The 1,167-nt window shown below is 58.3% G+C and carries 1 protein-coding gene; it reads right to left on the bottom strand.

The genetic code is table 11. The annotated features are described in order from the left end of the window. Positions 1 to 142: 142 nt before the first annotated feature. Positions 143 to 1,072 carry a DUF2493 domain-containing protein gene (locus DVH29_RS16075; RefSeq protein ID WP_114647192.1) on the bottom strand — a complete coding sequence of 310 codons (930 nt, stop codon included), beginning with the start codon at positions 1,070 to 1,072 and terminating at the stop codon, positions 143 to 145. Positions 1,073 to 1,167: the final 95 nt, after the last annotated feature.

The raw sequence follows: 1,167 nt of genomic DNA, 5'->3' as shown, positions 1-1,167 counted from the left end.
ATAGGTGGACGACTTTTAAGCCGCCCGCAGCAGGACAATCCAGCCGCTACCGTGGACTAATTTTGCACCGCCGTTCTCACCTCCCCTTCGGGATATTGTTGTGTCTGGAAAATTCGGCACGGTTGGGACACCTAAGGGGCGCTTACGCGCCATCCCGATTCCGAAAATCATGGATTTTAATGCCGAGCTTGCGGGCCTTGTCGGCGAAATTGTCCTGTATGCCTGTTCCGGGGAATACAATGACGCCGATCGGCAGCACGTCGAGGATGACGTCGTTGCGCTTGAACGGTGCGGCGCGCCCATGCCGGGCCCAATCTGGTACGAAACCGATCTGGGCGACCTTTCGGCTTTCGGCCCATTTCGCGGCAATGAGCTCGGCACCCTTTGAGGATTTCCCGTGCATCAACACCATATCGGGATATTTGGCATGGACCTTGTCCAGCACGTTCCAGATGAGGCGATGGTCGTTGAAGTCGAGGCCCCCGGAAAATGCAATCTTGGGACCGGCCGGCATCATGACTTCGGATTCTGCCTTCTGCCTAGCGGCAAGAAAATCGCGACTGTCGACCAGCGCGGACGTCAGGTGACGGTGATTGACCCGTGATCCTGCACGTGGGCGCCAGGCGGTCCCGGTTTGGTGCTCGTAATGCTCGGCCGCCAGGTCACGCATCAATTCGAACGCGTCCCTGCGTTCGATCAAGGTTTGTCCTTCCGCGGTCAGGCGCTCGAGTTCGCCCGCCTTGACCTCAGATCCGTCCTGCTGACCTGAGAGTCGGCGCTGGCCCTGTTCGTTGTCGTCGAGTTGCCGCTCAATGCGCAGGGTGGATCGATGAAAGACGTTGACCATCGACCAGAGCAGATCATCGAGATCGGGTTCGAGACGCGTGTCGGCAAGCGTTCCGGTAAGAATGTCGAAGATCTCGGTTATGGCGCCAGCAATATCGTCACCATCAGGCAGTGGCCGCGGATCGGGCTCGTCCTGGAATGGACGCCAGCCATAGAGCTGAAGTTCGGTCAGGAGGTGACCGGTCGAAGATGAGGCGTAATGTGGTTCGAGGTCGTTCGCGGTCATGGAATTGCTCCGTCGTCTTGACGTTGCCCCCAACTTTTATCCAGCGTGACGTAGACTCCTGGAGTTGTTTTGGCCCTGCTGAGCCTGGTGGAAGA

The organism is Pelagibacterium lacus (assembly GCF_003345525.1).
Lineage (GTDB): Bacteria > Pseudomonadota > Alphaproteobacteria > Rhizobiales > Devosiaceae > Pelagibacterium > Pelagibacterium lacus.
This window is presented reverse-complemented; position numbering and strand designations above follow the sequence as displayed.